Origin of the sequence: Sphingomonas aliaeris (genome assembly GCF_016743815.1) — a bacterium.
In the GTDB taxonomy this organism is placed as follows: Bacteria; Pseudomonadota; Alphaproteobacteria; order Sphingomonadales; family Sphingomonadaceae; genus Sphingomonas; species Sphingomonas aliaeris.
Map to the genome: position 1 here is coordinate 3123869 of NZ_CP061035.1, position 17222 is coordinate 3141090.

Sequence of the window (17222 nt, forward strand, 5' to 3'; positions counted from 1 at the left end):
AGCAAGACGCATTTGTCGGAGAAATGAATGCATGTTGCAAGAATGCGACATTGTCGGCGTGCATAGTCTTCGTCAACTAGCTCCGGCTCCAGTCGAGGAATGCGAGCCGATGGTCACAAAATTTTCAGCTCGACAAGCCGAGTGCGTTTGCCCGGCTGTTGTCGGACTATTAATCTGATCCGGTCTGCAACCGTTTCCGTCCAGCGCACGTGGGTGATGCCGTTGCCGATAGCGCGCGACCCGGAGGGTGCGACGTCTTGCCAGGCATTCCCCGAACGCACTTGCAGCCGATATTCGCGGGGTACGGCGAAGGTCTTTCCATCGGTAAAGAACGCGATCTCTGCGCGCGTCAGGCGAACCGGTTTACCGAAGTCGATTGCAAACCATTGCGGGGAACGCGTTGCGTCCGTGTCCCAACCGTTCGGCAATTCTGGGAAGAACCACACGCGCCCGTCAATCGCATCGTGAACGCGTTCGGGATCCGCCATGCCGGACGCGCTTCCCTTCGGAAACTGGCCGCGCACAAGCTGCACCGACTGCGCGATCGGGCGCTCCGCCTCGGGCAGGCGCAGCCGCGAGATCGGCACGGTCAAGCGCCCCATCGTCGCCCGGTGGGCCAGCGCCGCGCCGTCTACCTCCACCGTCAGTCCCGGCTTGCCGCCATAATGTCGCCCGTCCGCATCCCAGGTCACCGCGACACTGTGCCCATGATATGGAACGTCCTGCGCGCGAAACCAACGCAACGCCTGCGGATCGCCGTTCACGGGCAACAACGGATTGACCTCCAGCACGTCGTCCGCTCGCGGCCTGATGCCGACTAGTCCGGTCAGGATCAGATCGTTGAAGCCCGAGTGGAAATAGTGATGACTCCGCGCCAGTCCGACGATCGGTCGCCCGGTTTCGGGATGATAATCCTCCTCGATATCCAGCAGTCCCTGCTGGAAATGCATTGCGGCATATTGCCGGAGCAACCGCATATAGTCGCTCCGCGTCACCACGGATTGACTATAATGATCGAGAAGATTGGCCATGCCGGTCAGCACCTGCGTCGTCTGAAACGGCCAGACGGGCCCATTCCACTGGCATTCGGGCGCCGTCCCTTCGTACCGATACTGACGCATGTAATATTGGTAGGAAGGCTCGACCGTTCGCAACCCAGTAGCACCGCCCAGCCCCTGCGGATCGAGCGCATGTCGCCACGCGGCGGCGAAGCGTGCGTCATCGTCCACCAGATCGAAGGTCCAGGGTAGATAGCCGACCAGTTCGCGTCCGCGGATCGGCTGCCAGTACTTTACGAATTCGTTAGTGACTTGGTAGCGGTCGATGAAATGGCTGAGCGCCGGGCTCCACAAGTCGTCCTGAACGCGCGCCTTGATCGCGGCGGCACGGGCGGCAAAGTCCGCTGCTGCGGTCGTATCGCCAGCCATAGCCGATAGCTTCGCTAGCGCCCGGGCATTGGCGAACATGTAGGCGTTGATCGAGGGACGAAACGCATCGCCGCCGCGAAACCCGTCCTTCCCGCCCGACGCATCGATCGAGGAGATCGTATATTCGGTCGCGTCGAGCAGCGGCTCCACCCAATACAGCCCCTTGGTGAAGTCAAACCGGTCGTCCCATAGACGGTAGATGTGACGCATGGCCCCCAGATGGCGCACCGCAGCTGCCCGGTCGCCATCAACCAGGAACCGGCCGTAGACCGAGTCCGCCATATAGTCGGTGAAGTGACGGTCGTTCCCGCCGCGATACATGAAATCGATATAGTCGTCCGCGTACCGCCGATCGCGCAGCCAGCGCCCCTCGGCAATATGGAAGCCGCTGGCGTCGTTCAGGCTGGCATAGGGTTCGCGCTGCCAACCGACATCGTCGAGAAACTCCGTCGATATGAACCCCTCCGCGCCGAGATCGCGCTGGTGCGCCCGGAACAGTTTCCAGCGGTAATAATAGACGTCGTCGATTTGCGGATCGGAGGACTCGAAGAACGGAATCCGCGCGCTGTACCACGACGCGTCGTTGCCGAAGCGCGCCTGCGCGACCCGTTCTGTGTCTATTGCCGGCGAACTGGCTTGCGCCGAGGCCGTGCCGAGAACGACGGCGAGGATCGAAGCCCCGATCGCCGCGCGCAGCCGATGCGGATTCACAACCGGCCGTTGGCCAGCGGCACTCCGAAATCCGGGCTACCGTCGGCGCGATATTTGAACGGCTGCACGCGCGTATGCCGATTGGGATCGAACAGCGGATCGCCGCTGATATTCTCATAATCGCGCGCATGATAGACCAGCATGTCGCGCCCCGCCTCATCCACGGTGAAGCTGTTGTGACCCGGCCCGAAGACCTTGTGCTCGGGTGAAGATTTGAACACTGGCTGCGGCGACTTCGTCCATACGGCCGGGTTCATCAGGTCGGCATCGTCTTTCGCGCTCAACATGCCCATGCAGTAGCGGGCGTCGGTCGCGCTGGCGGAATAGGTGATGAAAACCTGGCCGTTCCGGGCAAGAAACGCGGGTGCCTCGGCGACCTTGAAGCCGCGCACCTCCCAATCGAGCGTCGGCACTGTCAACCGCGCCGGCTTCGCCCCCAGCGTCAGGGCGCTTTTCAAGGGGGCGAGATACAGGTTGCTATTGGTGTCGATCCCATCCTCTCGTTGCGCCCAAGCAAGATAGCGGACGCCTCGGTGAACGAAGCTGGTGGAATCGAGGTTGAAGCTGTCCCACGCCGTCTGCAACTGACCGAGCACGGACCATGTGCCGGTCATCGGATCGGCGCCGTCGCACGTCACGGCATAGGTGCGGATGCGGAACACGTCCTCTCCGCCCCCGCTCGGCCCGGCGGCGAAGTACATGATCCACTTCCCGTCGATCAAATGCAGTTCGGGAGCCCACAGGAACCCGGACATCGGCCCGCTCGACAGATGCCGCCACAGCACCCGCTCCTGCGCCGTCGCGAGACCCGCCAACGTGCGGGAGCGGCGCAGCACCAGCCGATCATATTCCGGCACCGATCCTGTCATGTAATACCAGCCGTCCGTGTGACGAAACACCTGCGCGTCGGCGCGCTGGCGGACCAGCGGGTTTACGATGAGCGATCCGCTGCCGGACCGCAGCGCAGGCTTTCGCGCGATCACCGGGGCTGCGGCGAGCGCCGTCGCGCCTGCCAAAATCGTCCGTCGGGTAAAATCGATCACGTCCAATCCTCCGCTTGCGGCCAGCCGTCCGCCCCCCACCGCACCCGGGCGATCCGAAGCGTCGATGCGCCCTTATTGTCGCGGTCATAGGCGTGGTAGACGACGTAGTCGGTGCCATCCTTGTCGTGCAGGAACCCGACATGGCCGGGTCCGCGAAACCGCTGCTTTTCTGGGAGATCGGCGCGCAGGAACGTCGTCCCGCCACCCTGCATCATAGAACTGCCGTCCTTGCCGAGATAGGGTCCGGTGATGTCCTTCGCCCGGCCCACAACGGTGTAATAGGTGCTGTTCACGCCCTTGCAGCAATAGTCGTACGACGCGAACAGCCAGTAATAGCCGCCATGATCCACGATGAACGGCGCCTCCACCGGCGCCGGCGCACCGGCCGGTGCAGGGCGGCGCGCGATCGAATAGGGCGCGGCCTTCGGGTTGGCGGGTTTGCCGGTGCGCGGATCAAGCCGGAACAGCTTCAACCCGGTCCAGAAACTCCCGAGCGACAGCCAGTGCCGTCCCTGGCGGTCGATAATGAAATTCGGGTCGATCGCGTTGAAATCGCTGTCCGCGGTCGACATCAGCACCATGCCTTCGTCGCGCCAGCCATAGCCGGGCGCGGCGGGATCTAGCGTGGGGCTGGTGTAAAGCCCGATCGCCGAACGGTTCGATCCGAAGGTCGAAACCGCATAATAAAGCTGCCACCGCCCCTTCGCGAACGAGATATCCGGCGCCCACATGCCCTTAGCACCCGGCACCGCCTTCGCCGCCCAGTCAGGTAAAGTGTTGTCGACCAACGGTTTTGCCGAAACCCAGCGCACCAGATCCTTCGACGTGCGCGACGCCATGCCGGTACCGAATACGTAATAGGTGTCGCCCTCGCGCGCGATCACCGGATCGTGCGTCGGCACGATATCGCCGCTCAACCGGCTATTGACCGTACCGCCTTGCTGCGCCGTCGCACTGCCGACGCCCGCGAGAAGCGCCAGCGCAGCGAAGCGCGACATCGTCTTCCGCATCACCGCCACCTCATTTCAGTTCGAGCATCACCACCGATTTCGGCGGCAACGACACGGACAGCGTACCCGCCTGCAACTGCGCACCGGTAAAGGCGGCGGGCGTGACGGTATTCGGCGCGGAGAAGCTGTTGAGCGCGGTCATGGCCGGCGCAGTCAGTACCTGCCCCGATACGGATTGCGCGGTCAGCCCTGGCAACGCCGCGGCGATGTCATGCGGCCTGTTCGGGTCCAGATTGGCGAGTGCGATACGCACCACCCCGTCCTTACCGCGCACGGCCGAGACACTGACCGCCGGCATCGTCCATTTGTCCTTGTTGTACCAGGGCGACGTGATGTCGATCGGCAGGACCGTCCCGTCCATATAGCCCTTGTACATCGCGAAGACATGATAGGTCGGCGTCAGCACCATCTTCTTGCCGTCGGTCAGGATCATCGCCTGCAGCACGTTCACCATCTGCGCGATCGCGGTCATCTTCACGCGATCGGCATGCTTGGCGAAGATGTTGAGGTGTACCGCGGCAACCAGAGCGTCGCGCAACGTATTCTGCTGGCGCAGGAAACCGGGATTCGTGCCGGGATCGCCCGCATACCAGGTGCCCCATTCGTCCACCGCCAGCCAGATGCGCCTCTGCGGATCCGTCTTGTCCATGATCGCGCTGTGCCGCGTGATCAGATCGTCCATGCGCATCGCTTCGGACAGCGTTTCCGCCCAGCCGGTTTCGTCGAACACGCTGGCTGAGGCGCGCGGCGGCCAGCTGCCCGGTATCGTGTAGTAGTGCAGCGACAAGGCATCGACCTGCCCGGTAACTTCGCGCATCATCGTCTCGGTCCAGCGATAATCATCGACGTTCGCACCGCTCGCGACCTTGAGGATGCGCGTATCCTTCGGAGCCTTGATGAAAGTCGCATAGCGCCGCGTCAGGTCCGCTGCATATTCCGGGCGCATGTTCCCGCCGCAGCCCCACAATTCGTTGCCGACGCCGAAATAGGGCACCGCCCACGGAGCCTTGCGCCCGTTCCGCGCGCGCTCGTCCGCCAGCGTACCGGCGGGGGCGGTCATATATTCCACCCACTCGGCCATTTCCTGCGGAGTGCCGTTGCCCACATTGCCGGCGATGTAAGCTTCCGCACCGATCTGTTCGGCGAGATCCATGAATTCGTGCGTACCGACCGTGTTCGGTTCGGTCACGCCGCCCCAGTGCGTGTTGATCTTTACCGGGCGCTTGGCCTTCGGGCCGATCCCCTCGCGCCAGTGATATTCGTCGGCAAAGCAGCCGCCGGGCCAGCGGATCACCGGTACCGCGATGCCCTTCAATGCGGCGACCACGTCGTTGCGAAATCCGCGCGTATTGGGGATGCTCGAATTCGGACCGACCCACAGCCCGCCGTAAATCCCGGTGCCGAGATGCTCCGCGAACTGCGTGAAGATCCGCCGGTCGTAGACCGGGCCGGGACGATCGCCGTGAACGGTCAGGGCAACCCGCCCTTCCGCGGCGGCGGGCGCGGTCGCAGGAGCGCTCTGCGCGCCGCCGATCGCACTGCTTGATAGCAGCAAAGCGGCGGCGACACCGCGCAGGAACCGGGACATCATATTCTCCTATTTGTCCGACATAGGCGGGGTTTGGATCAGCGCCCCACCGGATCGGGCACGGCCGCGGTTGGTCGCGATCCCCACACAGCATAGAACAGCACGTACAGTTCGCATGCCGCGGTCAGCAGGAACGAATTCTGCAGCCCGTAATGATCCGCTAGCCAGCCCTGCACGATCACCAACGCTCCACCCGCGATCGCCATGATCAGCAACCCCGACCCTTCCTCGGTTAGGGGGCCGAGGCCGCGTATGCCGAGGGTGAAAATGGTAGGGAACATGATAGAGTGGAACAGGCCGACGGAAATGAGCGCCCACATCGCGACATGACCGGTGGTGAAGGCGGCGACCAGCATCACGATCGTGGCGCCGATGCTAGCGATTGCAAGCACATGCGCGGCATCAACCTTTTGCATGACGAACGCGCCGACGAGCCGGCCGACCATCATTCCGCCCCATAAAAGGAACAGATAGTTGGACGCCTGCTGATGCGACAGATTTCCGATTTCGGGCTGCGAAACGAAGTTTATGAAGAGATTTCCCACCCCGATCTCGGCGATGAGGTAGATGAAGATCGCCGGGATTCCGAACACCAGGTTGCGATGCTTCCACAGCGACTGCGTCTTGCGCTCGGCTCGAGCGGCGCGTTGCGTGGAGGATCCCATGGCCGGCAGCGGAAAGCGAGCGATCACGACGGCGAGGATGGCAAGCACGACCGCGACGATGACATAGGGCAGCACGACAGACTGCGCATCGGCGAGCCGTTCGGCAGGCGTCAGCGCCGCCGCCCCCGCCGCCGCGGTTCCCGAAGTCGTGCGCCCGAGGATCAGATATCCACCGAACAACGGTGCCAGCGTCGCCCCAGCGGAGTTGAACGCCTGGACGAGGTTCAGCCGCGACGAGGCGGTCTCCGGCTTGCCGACGACCGCGACATACGGGTTGGCCGCGACCTGTAACAAGGTGATTCCGCTGGCGATTACGAACAGCGCGAACAAAGTTACCTCATAGGAGGGAAGCCGCGCCGCCGGCACCATGACCAGCGCACCCACCGCCATCATGCCGAGACCGATGACCATGGACTTCTGGTAGCCGACGCGCTCGATCAGCTTCGCGGAGGGGATGGATGCGAAGAAGTATGCGATGAACCACACGCTCTCGATCAAAGTCGTCTGCGTGTAGGACAAATCGAACACGCTGCGCAGGTGCGGCAGCAGCGTCCCGTTGATAACGGTGATAAAGCCCCACATGAAGAACAACGTCGCCAGCAGGCTGAGCGCGGACGTATAGTTCACGCCCGTTGCGTCCGAACGCTCGGTACTTCCGGTAGCCGGCGGCATCGCCATATCACCCTCCTCCTCTGTCGAAGCGGCGCGACGCTCGTGCCGTCACCGCTTGCGCTTGATTTATTTGTCGGACTATATGGGCGCCAAGCACGCGTCAATGGCGTCTGAACGCAGGGGAGTGGCATGACGGGGACATTCGGGAAATGAGGTTGCATCGCGCGCCCGGCCCGGCCGCCGTGCCGCCCCGCCCGTCTCCTGTGTCCCCTAACCATTCCCGACGCCCCGGCCGCGCGCCGGCCCGCTGCCCGACCTTTCGCGTGACCAACCGTCCGCGTCGATCCGCCCGCCCTTCAACTCGTCTTGACGGAATCCTTCGATGACCTCCCCAGATACTAAAGCGACACCTGCGAAGCTTCGTTCGCGCGCGTGGTTCGACAATCCCGACAATATCGACATGACCGCCTTGTATCTGGAGCGGTATCTGAACTTCGGTCTCAGCCTGGACGAGTTGCGCTCCGGTAAGCCGATCATCGGGATCGCGCAGACCGGCAGCGACCTGTCGCCGTGCAACCGTCATCATCTCGTTCTGGCGGAACGCATCCGCGAAGGCATTCGGGAGGCGGGCGGCATCGCGCTCGAATTCCCGGTCCATCCGATTCAGGAAACGGGCAAGCGGCCGACCGCCGGCCTCGACCGCAACCTCGCCTATCTCGGCCTGGTGGAGTCGCTATACGGCTATCCGATCGACGGGGTCGTGCTGACCACCGGATGCGACAAGACGACGCCAGCGTGCCTGATGGCGGCGGCGACCGTCAACCTGCCCGCCATCGCCTTGTCGGTCGGCCCGATGCTGAACGGCTGGCACAAGGGTGAGCGCACCGGATCGGGCACGATCGTCTGGAAGGCGCGGCAGTTGTTGGCGACCGGGCAGATTGACGACGAAGGCTTTATCAAGCTGGTCGCGAGTTCGGCACCATCGACGGGCTATTGCAACACGATGGGCACGGCGAGCACGATGAATTCGCTGGCCGAGGCGCTCGGCATGATGCTGCCCGGGTCGGCCGCGATTCCCGCGCCGTACCGTGACCGTCAGGAAGTGGCGTATCTGACGGGCAAGCGCATCGTCGAGATGGTGGCGGAAGATCTGAAGCCGTCCGACATCCTGACGCTGGATGCGTTCCACAATGCGATCGTGGTCAATTCGGCGATCGGCGGATCGACCAACGCGCCGATCCATCTGGCCGCGATCGCGCGCCATATCGGCGTGGACCTACCGCTGAAGGATTGGGAAACGGTCGGCCACAAGGTGCCGCTGCTGGTCAACCTGCAACCCGCCGGAGAATATCTGGGCGAGGATTATTACCGGGCGGGCGGCGTACCCGCGGTCGTCGCCGAACTGATGGGCCAGGGCCTGATCCGCGAAGGCGCGATGACCGTCAACGGGCGGACGATGGGCGACAATTGCCGCGCCGCGACGATCGAGGACGACAAGGTCATCCGGTCGTTCGACCAGCCGCTGAAGGAAGAGGCCGGGTTCCTGGTCCTGTCGGGCAATCTGTTCGATGCCGCGGTGATGAAGACGAGCGTGATCGATGACGCGTTCCGCGCGCGCTATCTGTCGAACCCGGACGATCCCGATGCGTTCGAGGGACCGGCGGTCGTGTTCGACGGTCCGGAGGATTATCACCACCGCATCGACGATCCCGCACTGGGCATCACGCCCGAGACGTTGCTGTTCATGCGTGGCGCCGGCCCGATCGGTTATCCGGGCGCGGCGGAAGTCGTCAACATGCGCCCGCCGGCCTATCTGATCACCGAAGGCATCGGCGGGTTGCCGTGCGTCGGCGACGGCCGCCAGTCGGGCACGAGCGGAAGCCCGTCGATCCTGAACGCCAGCCCCGAAGCCGCGGCGATGGGCGGTCTCGCATTGCTGGAAACGGGTGACCGGGTGCGGATCGACCTCAACCGCGGCACCGTCAACGTGCTATTGTCGGACGAGGACCTGGCGGAACGGCGGCGCGCGCTGGAAGCCAAGGGTGGATATGCCTATCCCGCATCGCAGACGCCGTGGCAGGAAATCCAGCGTGCCGTGGTCGGGCAGATGAACACCGGCGCGATCCTGGAAGGTGCGGAGAAATATCAGCGCATCGCGCAGACGATGGGCCTGCCCCGCGACAACCACTGAGCCACGAAGGAGCGAACCGTGGCGCAATGGGAATTGGTAAAGCGGGACGTTCGGGACCAGTTGGGCGAAGGTGCCTGCTGGTCGCCGCGCGACCGGGCATTCTATTGGGTGGATATCCTTGCCCCCGCGCTGAACCGGCTGTCGCTGGAAGACGGACGCGTGGTCCGTTGGGCGATGCCGGAACCGCTCGGCTGGGTCGTCCGGCGCAGCGCGGGGGGACTGATTGGCGGTTTCCAGAGCGGCGTCGCCGAAATCCGGCTCGATCCACTCGTCATCACACCGATCGTGGACCCGGAGCCGCATCTGCCCGGCAACCGCATGAACGATGGCAAGGCCGATGCGCAGGGCCGTATCTGGTTCGGCACGATGGATATGGCGGAAGAAGCCGACACGGGTGCCTTGTACCGGCTGGACAGCGATCGCCGCTGGACCCGGCTGGACGATGGCTACCGGGTGACCAACGGCCCGGCCTTCTCGCTGGACGGCCAATGGCTGTATCATAGCGATACCGCGCGGCGGACCATCTATCGGTTCGCGCTCGCCCCGGACGGGTCCGTCGCCGATCGCCAGCCCTTCATCCGGTTCGGTGACGATGATGGCTATCCAGATGGCATGACGGTCGATGCGGCCGGCGGGCTGTGGGTCGCGCATTGGGGCGGCGGGCGGATCAGCCGCTTCGCACCGGACGGAACGCTCGACCGATCAATCGCCCTGCCCGCGCAACAGATCACCAATATGGCATTTGCCGGGGACGATCTGGACCGGCTGTTCGTCACGTCGGCGGCGAAAGGCCTGCCCGACAGCGAGCATGACGGCGGGCTGTTCGAAGTCGAGAGTGGTGCGATCGGGCTGCCGAGCCACGAATATGCGGGCTGATGCGTTTGCGGGCGGATCCCGGAGCGTGTCGACATTCACTCCTGCCCCTCCGGCGAAGACCGGAGCCAGTCGCTGGAGGGTTCGTAACGCGCTGCAGTCCCTTGATACGGCAGCTTTCCCGACTGGGCCCCGGCCTCCGCCGGGGTGGCGTGGATGCACAGGCCTTTCGCAGCTGAATGTCGATCAGGCCTAGTCCGGTTCGACGACCCTGACCCCCTTGGGACGCAGGTCACCCGCCTCCAGCCGTTCGACGACGCGCAACATCGATCGGTAGCCGGCATCCCACCGGCGCGCGATCGTCTGCCCGGAAAAGTCCAGCGCCTTGCCCGCAATCTCGTCCGACTGATCGGCATAGACCAGGCGGACGAGCGTCAGGTCGATGTCGGGATCGCTTTCGTGAACCGCCTGCCACCGCGAGATCGTCCGCCGCGATTGCGCCGCGAAGATCAGGTCCTGCATACGGCCTGCCGCCTCACCCATGTCGCGCGGCAGATCCTGTTGCAAGGGCAGAAGATCGATCGCAAGAACCAGTCGCGGCCGCGACGTGCGTTCGGCCATGATCGGGTCCAGCGGGAGATTAGCCGACATGCCGCCATCGACCAGCCATCGCCCGTCGATCTCGACCGGTGGAAATGTCACGGGCAAGGCGGCACTCGCCCGGATGTGTTGCGCGTTTATCCGCATATCGCGCGTGTCGAACACGACATCGTCTCCGGTCGCCAGATCCACCGCCGTCGCGGTGAACCGGCAAGACCCGGCGTTCAGCCGGTCGAAATCGACCATTCGGTCAAGCGTGGTCACCAGTTGATCCGTTTCGAACAAGGATATGCGATGCTCGTCCCAGGACCGGAAACCGGGAAGAGACGCCCCGAACATGCCGGGACGCCCGGCGATCAGCGTCCATGCCACCGCCGCGGCCCTGCGTGACGTGTCCAGCATCGGGCCGAGCGCGGCATCGTCTCCGTCCGGCCGCCACAACGTTCGCAGTGCGTCGATCCTTGAGCCCGCGTCCGACCCCACGATGATCGCCCCGTTGATCGCCCCGATCGACGCACCGACGATCCAGCGGGGCATCAGGTCGTGTTCGTGCAGGGCTTGATACGCGCCCGCCTGGAAAGCGCCGAGCGCGTTGCCGCCGCTCATCGCAAGCACCAGGTCGAATTCATCGGCCATCGCAGCCGTCACCGGCGGGCGCGTGCGCGGATCGTCATCGCGAGCGCGGCGGCCCCGCCGACCAGCACCATGCCGACCGCGCGCTTCGGCAGCTTCTGCATCTGCACCGCGAGGCTGGATTCCCGCACATGGACGTTCGGCAGGCCGCGAAGTGCATCGGCGCGCGGTTCGTAGAGATTATCGCGGCGCTCCGGGTTGTCCTGCTTTTCGGTCCGTTGCTGCAATTTCCGGCCGACGGCTTCCATGATCCGGTCCGTCACACGCGGCGCCGCACGCGCGAGCAACGCCGACGCGAGTCCGCCGCCACCCGCATAGATGGTACGCCTTGGGTGCGCGCAAGCAAACAGCACGGCGTCCGCGACGACATCCGGCGCATAGACCGGAGGGGGCACACGCGGCAGCCGGTCCATGAAGTTCCGCGCATGATCCGGGAATGGCGTGTCGATCGCGCCGGGCTTGACCAATGTGACCGAGATGCCGGTGCCTTCGCGTTCGAGTTCCATCCGCAACGTATCGGTCAGCGCCTGCGCCGCATGCTTGGTGGCGCAATATGGGCCTTGATCGACGATCGCCCGGTCGCTCAGGATCGATCCGATGTTGACGATCGCCCCGCCCTTGCCGCGGAGATGTCGGGCCGCGACGAGCGACCCGTGGAGCATCCCGAAATAATTGACGTCGAACACGCGGCGGTGATCGGCGATCGGCACCTGTTCCAGTGACCCATAGACGCCGACGCCGGCATTGTTGATCCAGCTGTCGAAACCGCCGAACTCGGCGATCGCCGTGCGGGCGATTTGCTCGACCGCGTCTGCGTCGCTGACATCGGCGACGACGGTCGCGATCCGGCCGCCATTCGCGGACAATCGCGTCCGTAGGTCATCCAGCGCGGCGTCGTTGCGGGCGACCGCCACGACGCGCGCGCCGCTGCGGATCGCGCGCTCGACGATCGCGAGCCCGTTGCCGCTGGTCGCCCCCGTGACGACCAGCGCTTGCCGGTCGATCGGTTTGAGGCGGAGACTGGTGCCCCGCCCCGGCGTGCGATGCAGCGTCAAGCGAGCTTGAACCCTTCCTTGTTCGCCATCGCCGTCACCTTGGCATTCTCCGCCTCGCTCATCGCGGCGTGGAACGGCGGGAAGATTGCGGCTTCTTCCTCCTGGATATGCTCCTCGATCTGCGCGCGGAAGTCGGCGACCATCGGCAGGAAGCCCGAGGATGATTTTTCCATCCGTTCGAGGTCGTAGAGATACTGTTTCACATAGCCGTGATCGTGGTTCAGCTTGTCGGCATCCGCCTTGTCGCCCCATGCCCTGAGGGCCGGATACAGGACGTTTTCCTCGGTGAAGGCGTGCTTGCCGAGGGCATGCTTCAACTGTGTCAGCAATGCACCGCGCTTGGTCACGTCCTCGTCGCTGGTCGCCTGCAATTTGTCGAACAAAGCGAGCGCCAATTTGTGTTCCAGCTTGACGGCATCGAACCAGTCGCCCGCAAACGCGCTCGGCGCCTGGACCGCCATCTTGCGGCCGAGGTTCAGGGCGAGGCCCGTCACGATACCCGCCGCCGCGACGCCGAGCATCGATCCGGTGCGCTTGGGCAGCGCCTTCTTGACGCTATCGGTCGCTTCGCCTGCGCGACGACGCGCGGCGGCGGGCGCGCGGGCGGCGGAGCGCGTTGCGGCTTGCACGTTCTTGGTCGTGGTGTCGGTAACGCTATCGATCGCGGCGATCGCCTTGCGTTTTGCCGGCTGGACCGCCTTACGCACCGGCTCGACGATCGCTTCGTTCACGGCTTCGACCGGTGCGGCGAGTACGCTGTCGTCCGACTTGGTCGATCGACGCTTGCGCGGTTCGCCGCTCGTCTTGGACGTCGTGCGCCGGGCGCGTGGCTTGGCCTGCGTGTCGTTCCCGCCGCGATCGGCGACCGCCGCCTCCAGCGCGTCGCGATCGTTCCCGACGCGATCGATCAGCGCCTGCGCCTCGTCGCGCGAGAGGCCGTGCTTGTTCGCGAAATACTCGACTTCATAGGTTTCCCCGCCGGCTACCCGGCCACGGTCGCCATTGCCGCGATTGCTCTTGTCGTCTGCCATCGTGCATCTCCCTGTTCGCCAACCCAACCACGGCCGGGTCGCAGGGTTCCGCATTTTTCCGGAGTTTAATTAGCGACTTACCTGGATCAGTCAGGAAGTGTCCCGGCGTTCTTCTCCATCTGGCGCTGCATTCTCCGCAACCGGCCGCGCAAGCGGCGATCGTCGAGGAAGGCGCCCGGCATGTCGGTCAGCGCGCGCAGGCCGGCCACGGTGCCGAGGTTGCGCACGACGCGCCGCGTCTCGCCGATCACCTGCTGCATCATCTCGCGCCGGTCGATCTGGCCCTCCTCCTGCACCAAGGACAGGCGGTGCAGCGCGTACAGGCCGAGGATCCCCGCGATGAGGAAGTAGAAATCCCAGTGCGACAAAGTGATCGGACTGAGCAGGATCGTTCCGTTCGGGCTGGTCCAGCGGAAGAGGAGTTCGAACCTGCGATTGGCGAAAAAGTCGGCGAAGAGGCCACCGAAGATGGGCGCGATTCCGGCGGAGATCGAACTGGTTAGCGCGGAGGTCGCAAGAAAGGGTGTTGCTTCCCCCTTTCTGCTCAATTTCAGGGCGATGTTCGCGGTGGCCAGCGTGACGCCCGCCACTGCGGCGCCCATCAGCGCGTGGAGGGCGAGCAGATAGACGATCCCGGCGGTGCTGCGGCCGAGTTGCGACGCGCCAATCATGCCGACGATGCACAGGATATAGGTCGGCGCCGCCACCGACAGGACGGATTTGTGCGCATACCGGTCGCTGAGCATGCCCCAGGAGCGGACCGCGATCAGGTTGGTCACCTGGCTGACGATGCTGAGCACCATGACGAAGGTCATCTCGAAGCCAAGGCGGCTGACGATGAAGACGGTGAAGAAGGGCGTGGCGAGATTGACCGCGAATTGCCAGCTGGACAGGAAGATCACCAGATGCCGGAAGTTCCGGTCGGCCAGCGGCGCGCGGAGCAGTTCGATCATCCCCATCGGCTCGGCGGAGGGCGGCGGCATCAGCGGTTCGGGCATGCGCGCCACGACATAGGCGCTGATCAAGCCGGACACGCAGCCCGCGACGTAGAGCCCTGCATAAGCGAGCGCGCGGCCGTTCGATCCGGCCTGCGTCACGTCCAGCAGGACGGCCGCGGCAAGCCCGGCGATCAGGCTGACCGAGGTCGTATAGGTCGTGCGGCGCGAGAAGATCCAGCCCAGCCGTTCCTGTGGTGCAAGGTCGCGCAGCCACGCATTCCACGCACAGGCGCCGACCGCGCCCAACCCGCACAACACGAACTGCGCGATCAACACCGCGCCGATCGCTAATGGCGCAGGCAGGAAGGCCGCCAGCGCCATCAGAGCGAGCATCGAGCGTCCGACCACGCTGGTGAGCACCGCAATCGCCTTGCGCCGTCGATACCGTTCGATCAGCACGATCGCCGGGGCTTGCAGCAACTGGCCGAGAAAAGGCGCGCTCGCCAATATACCGATCATCAAATTGGACGCGCCGAGGTGCAGCGCGAAGGCGGTGAGGATCACGCCGCTGGTGAGCGCGGCGGTCGCGCTGGAATAGCCGGCTTCGTAGATCAGGCGATTCAGGCCCGCTTCGGTTTCCTCAGGGGTAACCTTAGCCTGCGGCGCCAGCGACGGCAGGATGCGATGACGCAGCGGAGTGATGCCATCGACCATCTGTTCGTCCGGACCCGATCCGGCGCGGCCCCGTGCCGACGCCCGTTTCGTTCAGCAAAACCCTTTGTTCGCAGGGAGTTCCGTTACTTTTGCAGCCGGGCGACGGACTGCTACGTCGCCGCGACCAGCAGAAAGACCGCGCCCGGCAGCGTCAGCCCCCGCCCCGCCCCGCGAGCGTGCCGCCCGGCAGCACATCGAAGGCGGTGACGTCGCCGCTCTGTTCGTGCGCGACGAGCATCTGGCGCTCCGCCTCCAGCAGGACGACCGATCGCGGCGAGACCCCGCCGCTCGGGAGATGCTGCAACAGGCCAAGCGTCTCGCCGCCATCCCACCGGAAGGTCGCAATGCTGTCATGCCCGCGATTGGTAACATAGACCCGGTCGCCCGCGGCGTTCAGCGACAGATGCCCGCCAAGACTTTCACCGTGAAAGTCGGGGGGGCAATGTCGAGACCGTTCCGACCGGCCGCAGCGTCCCGCCCTCGACGCGCAGGATCGTCAGCGTACTGGCGAGTTCGCTCAGCAGAATCGCAAGCGGTTGCGTTGGATGGAAGACCAGATGCCGCGGCCCGGAGCCTTCCGGCGCGCGATACGCCACTTCGCGCGCGCCAAGCGAACCGTCGGTACTCACTTCGTACGACGTTATCTGGTCCGTGCCGAGATCGACGACATAGAGCCACCGCCCGTCCGGTGAAAAACATGTGCAATGGACGTGCGGCCCCTCCTGGCGATCGCCGTTCCGGCCATGCCCGGAATCCGCCAGCACGATCGGCGGGTCGGTCGGCACGCCGGACTGTGGATCGATCCGGAAAACCGCCGCGCTGCCGCTGCCGTAATTGGCGACGGCGAGCAGGCGTTCGTGCGGATCCAGCGCGACATAGCATGGCTCCGCACCCCAGGTCGGGACGGTGGCGACGGTCTGCCACCCGCCGTCCGTTGCGCGATAGACGCCGAGCGCACCATCCGCCTGTTCGTCGACGAAATAATAGAAATCGTGCCGCTGCGAGCGCGTTCCGAACGACGCGTTGCGGGCATCCGGAAAGGTATCGCCCGCAGTCCAGGTGCCATCCACGAACGTCAGCGTCCGGAGCCCTGCACCACCCGCATTGGCATAGGTGCCGAGGAGGACGCGCAGGCTCATGTGATGTTCAACGCGACGAAGACGGCGCCGGTTTCCTCCTTGCGATCCGCCGTGTCGAACGCGTCGTTGATCCGGTCGAGATCGAAGCGGTGCGTGATCATGGTCCTGGCATCCAGTTTGCCCTTCGCCAGCAGATCCAGCACCATCCCCTGTTCGGGATAGATGTCGTGGAACGCGAAACTGGCGCTCAACAGGATCTGGATTTCCGACATCTGGAGGCGCTGCCATTCGAGCGGGATCGTGGTCGCGCCCGCATCGAAACCACCGACCACGACGATCTTGCCGCCGCGCCGGACAGCGCGGGTCGCCATGGGCAGCGTCTGTGGCATGGATTCACCACCGGCGCATTCGAACACAATATCCGCGCCGCGCCCGCCGGTGAATGCCATCACCCGCGCGGCGAAATCCTCCCCGCTGTTATCGATGACGGCATCCGCGCCCAGTTTCGTCGCCAGATCGAGCGACGTACGAACCGGATCCGCGACGATGACATCCGCCCCGGCAAGCTTGGCCAGTTGCAACTGGCCCAGCCCGATCGGCCCGGCACCGATGATCGCGACCCGCTGGTTGACGCCGACCTGCCCGAGATGATGCGCATGCAGACAGACCGAGAAGGTGTCGATCAGCGCCGCTTCCTCGAAGCTGACATGATCGGGCAATTTGTAGAATTTGCGCGACGGGCCGCAGACATATTCGGCATAGGCACGCGACACGTATTTGGTCCGCACGTCGTACAGATGTTCGCAGATATTGTAGCGCTGGATCGCGCAATATTCGCATACCCCGTCGCCCATTACGGTTTCGATCACGACCCGATCGCCGGGTTTCAGATCATGGACCGCTTCGCCCACCTCGATCACTTCGCCCGCCAGTTCGTGGCCGACGATATGGCATTCCAGTTCCTTCTCGGCCTTTTTCCAGTGCCTGAGATCGGTGCCGCAAATGCCCGCCACGGCGACGCGCGCGAGGACGAAATCGCTCGACGGGATGATCGGCCGTTCGACCTCCGCAATCTCGAACCGCCCGTCCGCCGTCTTCAACGCCGCCTTCAT

The 17222-nt window shown here is 64.6% G+C and carries 13 protein-coding genes and 1 pseudogene; 2 read left to right on the plus strand and 12 right to left on the minus strand.

Annotated elements, in window-relative coordinates; translation table 11 throughout:
• Nucleotides 1-113 precede the first annotated feature (113 nt).
• From H5J25_RS14775 to H5J25_RS14795, 5 genes and pseudogenes are all read right to left on the minus strand, one after another.
• A complete protein-coding gene (locus H5J25_RS14775; RefSeq protein ID WP_225883147.1) occupies nucleotides 114-2138 on the minus strand; it encodes a discoidin domain-containing protein in 2025 nt (674 codons plus the stop codon).
• Nucleotides 2138-3178: pseudogene (locus H5J25_RS14780) on the minus strand (glycoside hydrolase family 43 protein); the annotation flags it as partial. The gene H5J25_RS14775 and the pseudogene H5J25_RS14780, both read right to left, overlap by 1 nt.
• Nucleotides 3178-4191, minus strand: coding sequence for an arabinan endo-1,5-alpha-L-arabinosidase (locus tag H5J25_RS14785; protein ID WP_202092253.1), 1014 nt, complete (start codon nucleotides 4189-4191; stop codon nucleotides 3178-3180). The pseudogene H5J25_RS14780 and the gene H5J25_RS14785, both read right to left, overlap by 1 nt.
• A 10-nt stretch (nucleotides 4192-4201) precedes the next feature.
• Nucleotides 4202-5779 (minus strand): alpha-N-arabinofuranosidase, encoded by a 1578-nt coding sequence (locus H5J25_RS14790; protein WP_202096401.1) that lies wholly within the window; start codon nucleotides 5777-5779, stop codon nucleotides 4202-4204.
• A gap of 38 nt (nucleotides 5780-5817) precedes the next feature.
• Nucleotides 5818-7122: a sugar MFS transporter gene (locus tag H5J25_RS14795; RefSeq protein WP_202092255.1), complete on the minus strand. Its 1305-nt coding sequence runs from the start codon at nucleotides 7120-7122 to the stop codon at nucleotides 5818-5820.
• 316 nt (nucleotides 7123-7438) lie between these two features.
• Between H5J25_RS14795 and H5J25_RS14800 the strand changes: the two genes are divergently transcribed.
• Both H5J25_RS14800 and H5J25_RS14805 read left to right on the plus strand, forming a co-directional pair.
• Complete coding sequence (locus tag H5J25_RS14800; protein ID WP_202092257.1) at nucleotides 7439-9247, plus strand: IlvD/Edd family dehydratase; 1809 nt, start codon at nucleotides 7439-7441, stop codon at nucleotides 9245-9247.
• Nucleotides 9248-9265: 18 nt separating this feature from the next.
• Nucleotides 9266-10123 (plus strand): SMP-30/gluconolactonase/LRE family protein, encoded by an 858-nt coding sequence (locus H5J25_RS14805; RefSeq protein WP_202092259.1) that lies wholly within the window; start codon nucleotides 9266-9268, stop codon nucleotides 10121-10123.
• Nucleotides 10124-10312: 189 nt separating this feature from the next.
• Here the strand turns inward: H5J25_RS14805 and H5J25_RS14810 are convergent, their stop codons facing one another.
• From H5J25_RS14810 to H5J25_RS14845, 7 genes are all read right to left on the minus strand, one after another.
• Entirely contained in the window at nucleotides 10313-11296 is a 984-nt protein-coding gene (locus H5J25_RS14810) for a patatin-like phospholipase family protein (RefSeq protein ID WP_202092261.1), read from the minus strand.
• Between the two features lie 8 nt (nucleotides 11297-11304).
• Nucleotides 11305-12348, minus strand: a complete 1044-nt coding sequence (locus tag H5J25_RS14815; protein ID WP_202092270.1) for an SDR family oxidoreductase — start codon at nucleotides 12346-12348, stop codon at nucleotides 11305-11307.
• Entirely contained in the window at nucleotides 12345-13379 is a 1035-nt protein-coding gene (locus H5J25_RS20815; RefSeq protein ID WP_225883148.1) for a hemerythrin domain-containing protein, read from the minus strand. The genes H5J25_RS14815 and H5J25_RS20815 overlap by 4 nt, the downstream gene beginning before the upstream one ends.
• An 86-nt stretch (nucleotides 13380-13465) precedes the next feature.
• Nucleotides 13466-15031, minus strand: coding sequence for an MFS transporter (locus H5J25_RS14830; RefSeq protein ID WP_202092272.1), 1566 nt, complete (start codon nucleotides 15029-15031; stop codon nucleotides 13466-13468).
• Between the two features lie 151 nt (nucleotides 15032-15182).
• Nucleotides 15183-15434: a beta-propeller fold lactonase family protein gene (locus H5J25_RS21210; protein WP_404829620.1), complete on the minus strand. Its 252-nt coding sequence runs from the start codon at nucleotides 15432-15434 to the stop codon at nucleotides 15183-15185.
• A gap of 16 nt (nucleotides 15435-15450) precedes the next feature.
• Nucleotides 15451-16170, minus strand: a complete 720-nt coding sequence (locus H5J25_RS14840) for a lactonase family protein (protein ID WP_202092274.1) — start codon at nucleotides 16168-16170, stop codon at nucleotides 15451-15453.
• The gene (locus tag H5J25_RS14845) at nucleotides 16167-17222 is read right to left on the minus strand and encodes a zinc-dependent alcohol dehydrogenase (protein WP_202092276.1); all 1056 of its coding nucleotides are present in this window, start codon (nucleotides 17220-17222) and stop codon (nucleotides 16167-16169) included. Before H5J25_RS14845 ends, H5J25_RS14840 begins: the two co-directional genes overlap by 4 nt.

What these genes read in the sequence shown, in the direction of transcription:
- H5J25_RS14845 (WP_202092276.1), bottom strand. Translation starts at nt 17,222, where the DNA reads ATGAAGGCGGCGTTGAAGACGGCGGACGGGCGGTTCGAGATTGCGGAG.
- H5J25_RS14790 (WP_202096401.1), bottom strand. Translation starts at nt 5,779, where the DNA reads ATGTCCCGGTTCCTGCGCGGTGTCGCCGCCGCTTTGCTGCTATCAAGC.
- H5J25_RS14830 (WP_202092272.1), bottom strand. Translation starts at nt 15,031, where the DNA reads ATGGTCGATGGCATCACTCCGCTGCGTCATCGCATCCTGCCGTCGCTG.
- H5J25_RS20815 (WP_225883148.1), bottom strand. Translation starts at nt 13,379, where the DNA reads ATGGCAGACGACAAGAGCAATCGCGGCAATGGCGACCGTGGCCGGGTA.
- H5J25_RS14840 (WP_202092274.1), bottom strand. Translation starts at nt 16,170, where the DNA reads ATGAGCCTGCGCGTCCTCCTCGGCACCTATGCCAATGCGGGTGGTGCA.
- H5J25_RS14795 (WP_202092255.1), bottom strand. Translation starts at nt 7,122, where the DNA reads ATGGCGATGCCGCCGGCTACCGGAAGTACCGAGCGTTCGGACGCAACG.
- H5J25_RS14810 (WP_202092261.1), bottom strand. Translation starts at nt 11,296, where the DNA reads ATGGCCGATGAATTCGACCTGGTGCTTGCGATGAGCGGCGGCAACGCG.
- H5J25_RS14800 (WP_202092257.1), top strand. Translation starts at nt 7,439, where the DNA reads ATGACCTCCCCAGATACTAAAGCGACACCTGCGAAGCTTCGTTCGCGC.
- H5J25_RS14785 (WP_202092253.1), bottom strand. Translation starts at nt 4,191, where the DNA reads ATGCGGAAGACGATGTCGCGCTTCGCTGCGCTGGCGCTTCTCGCGGGC.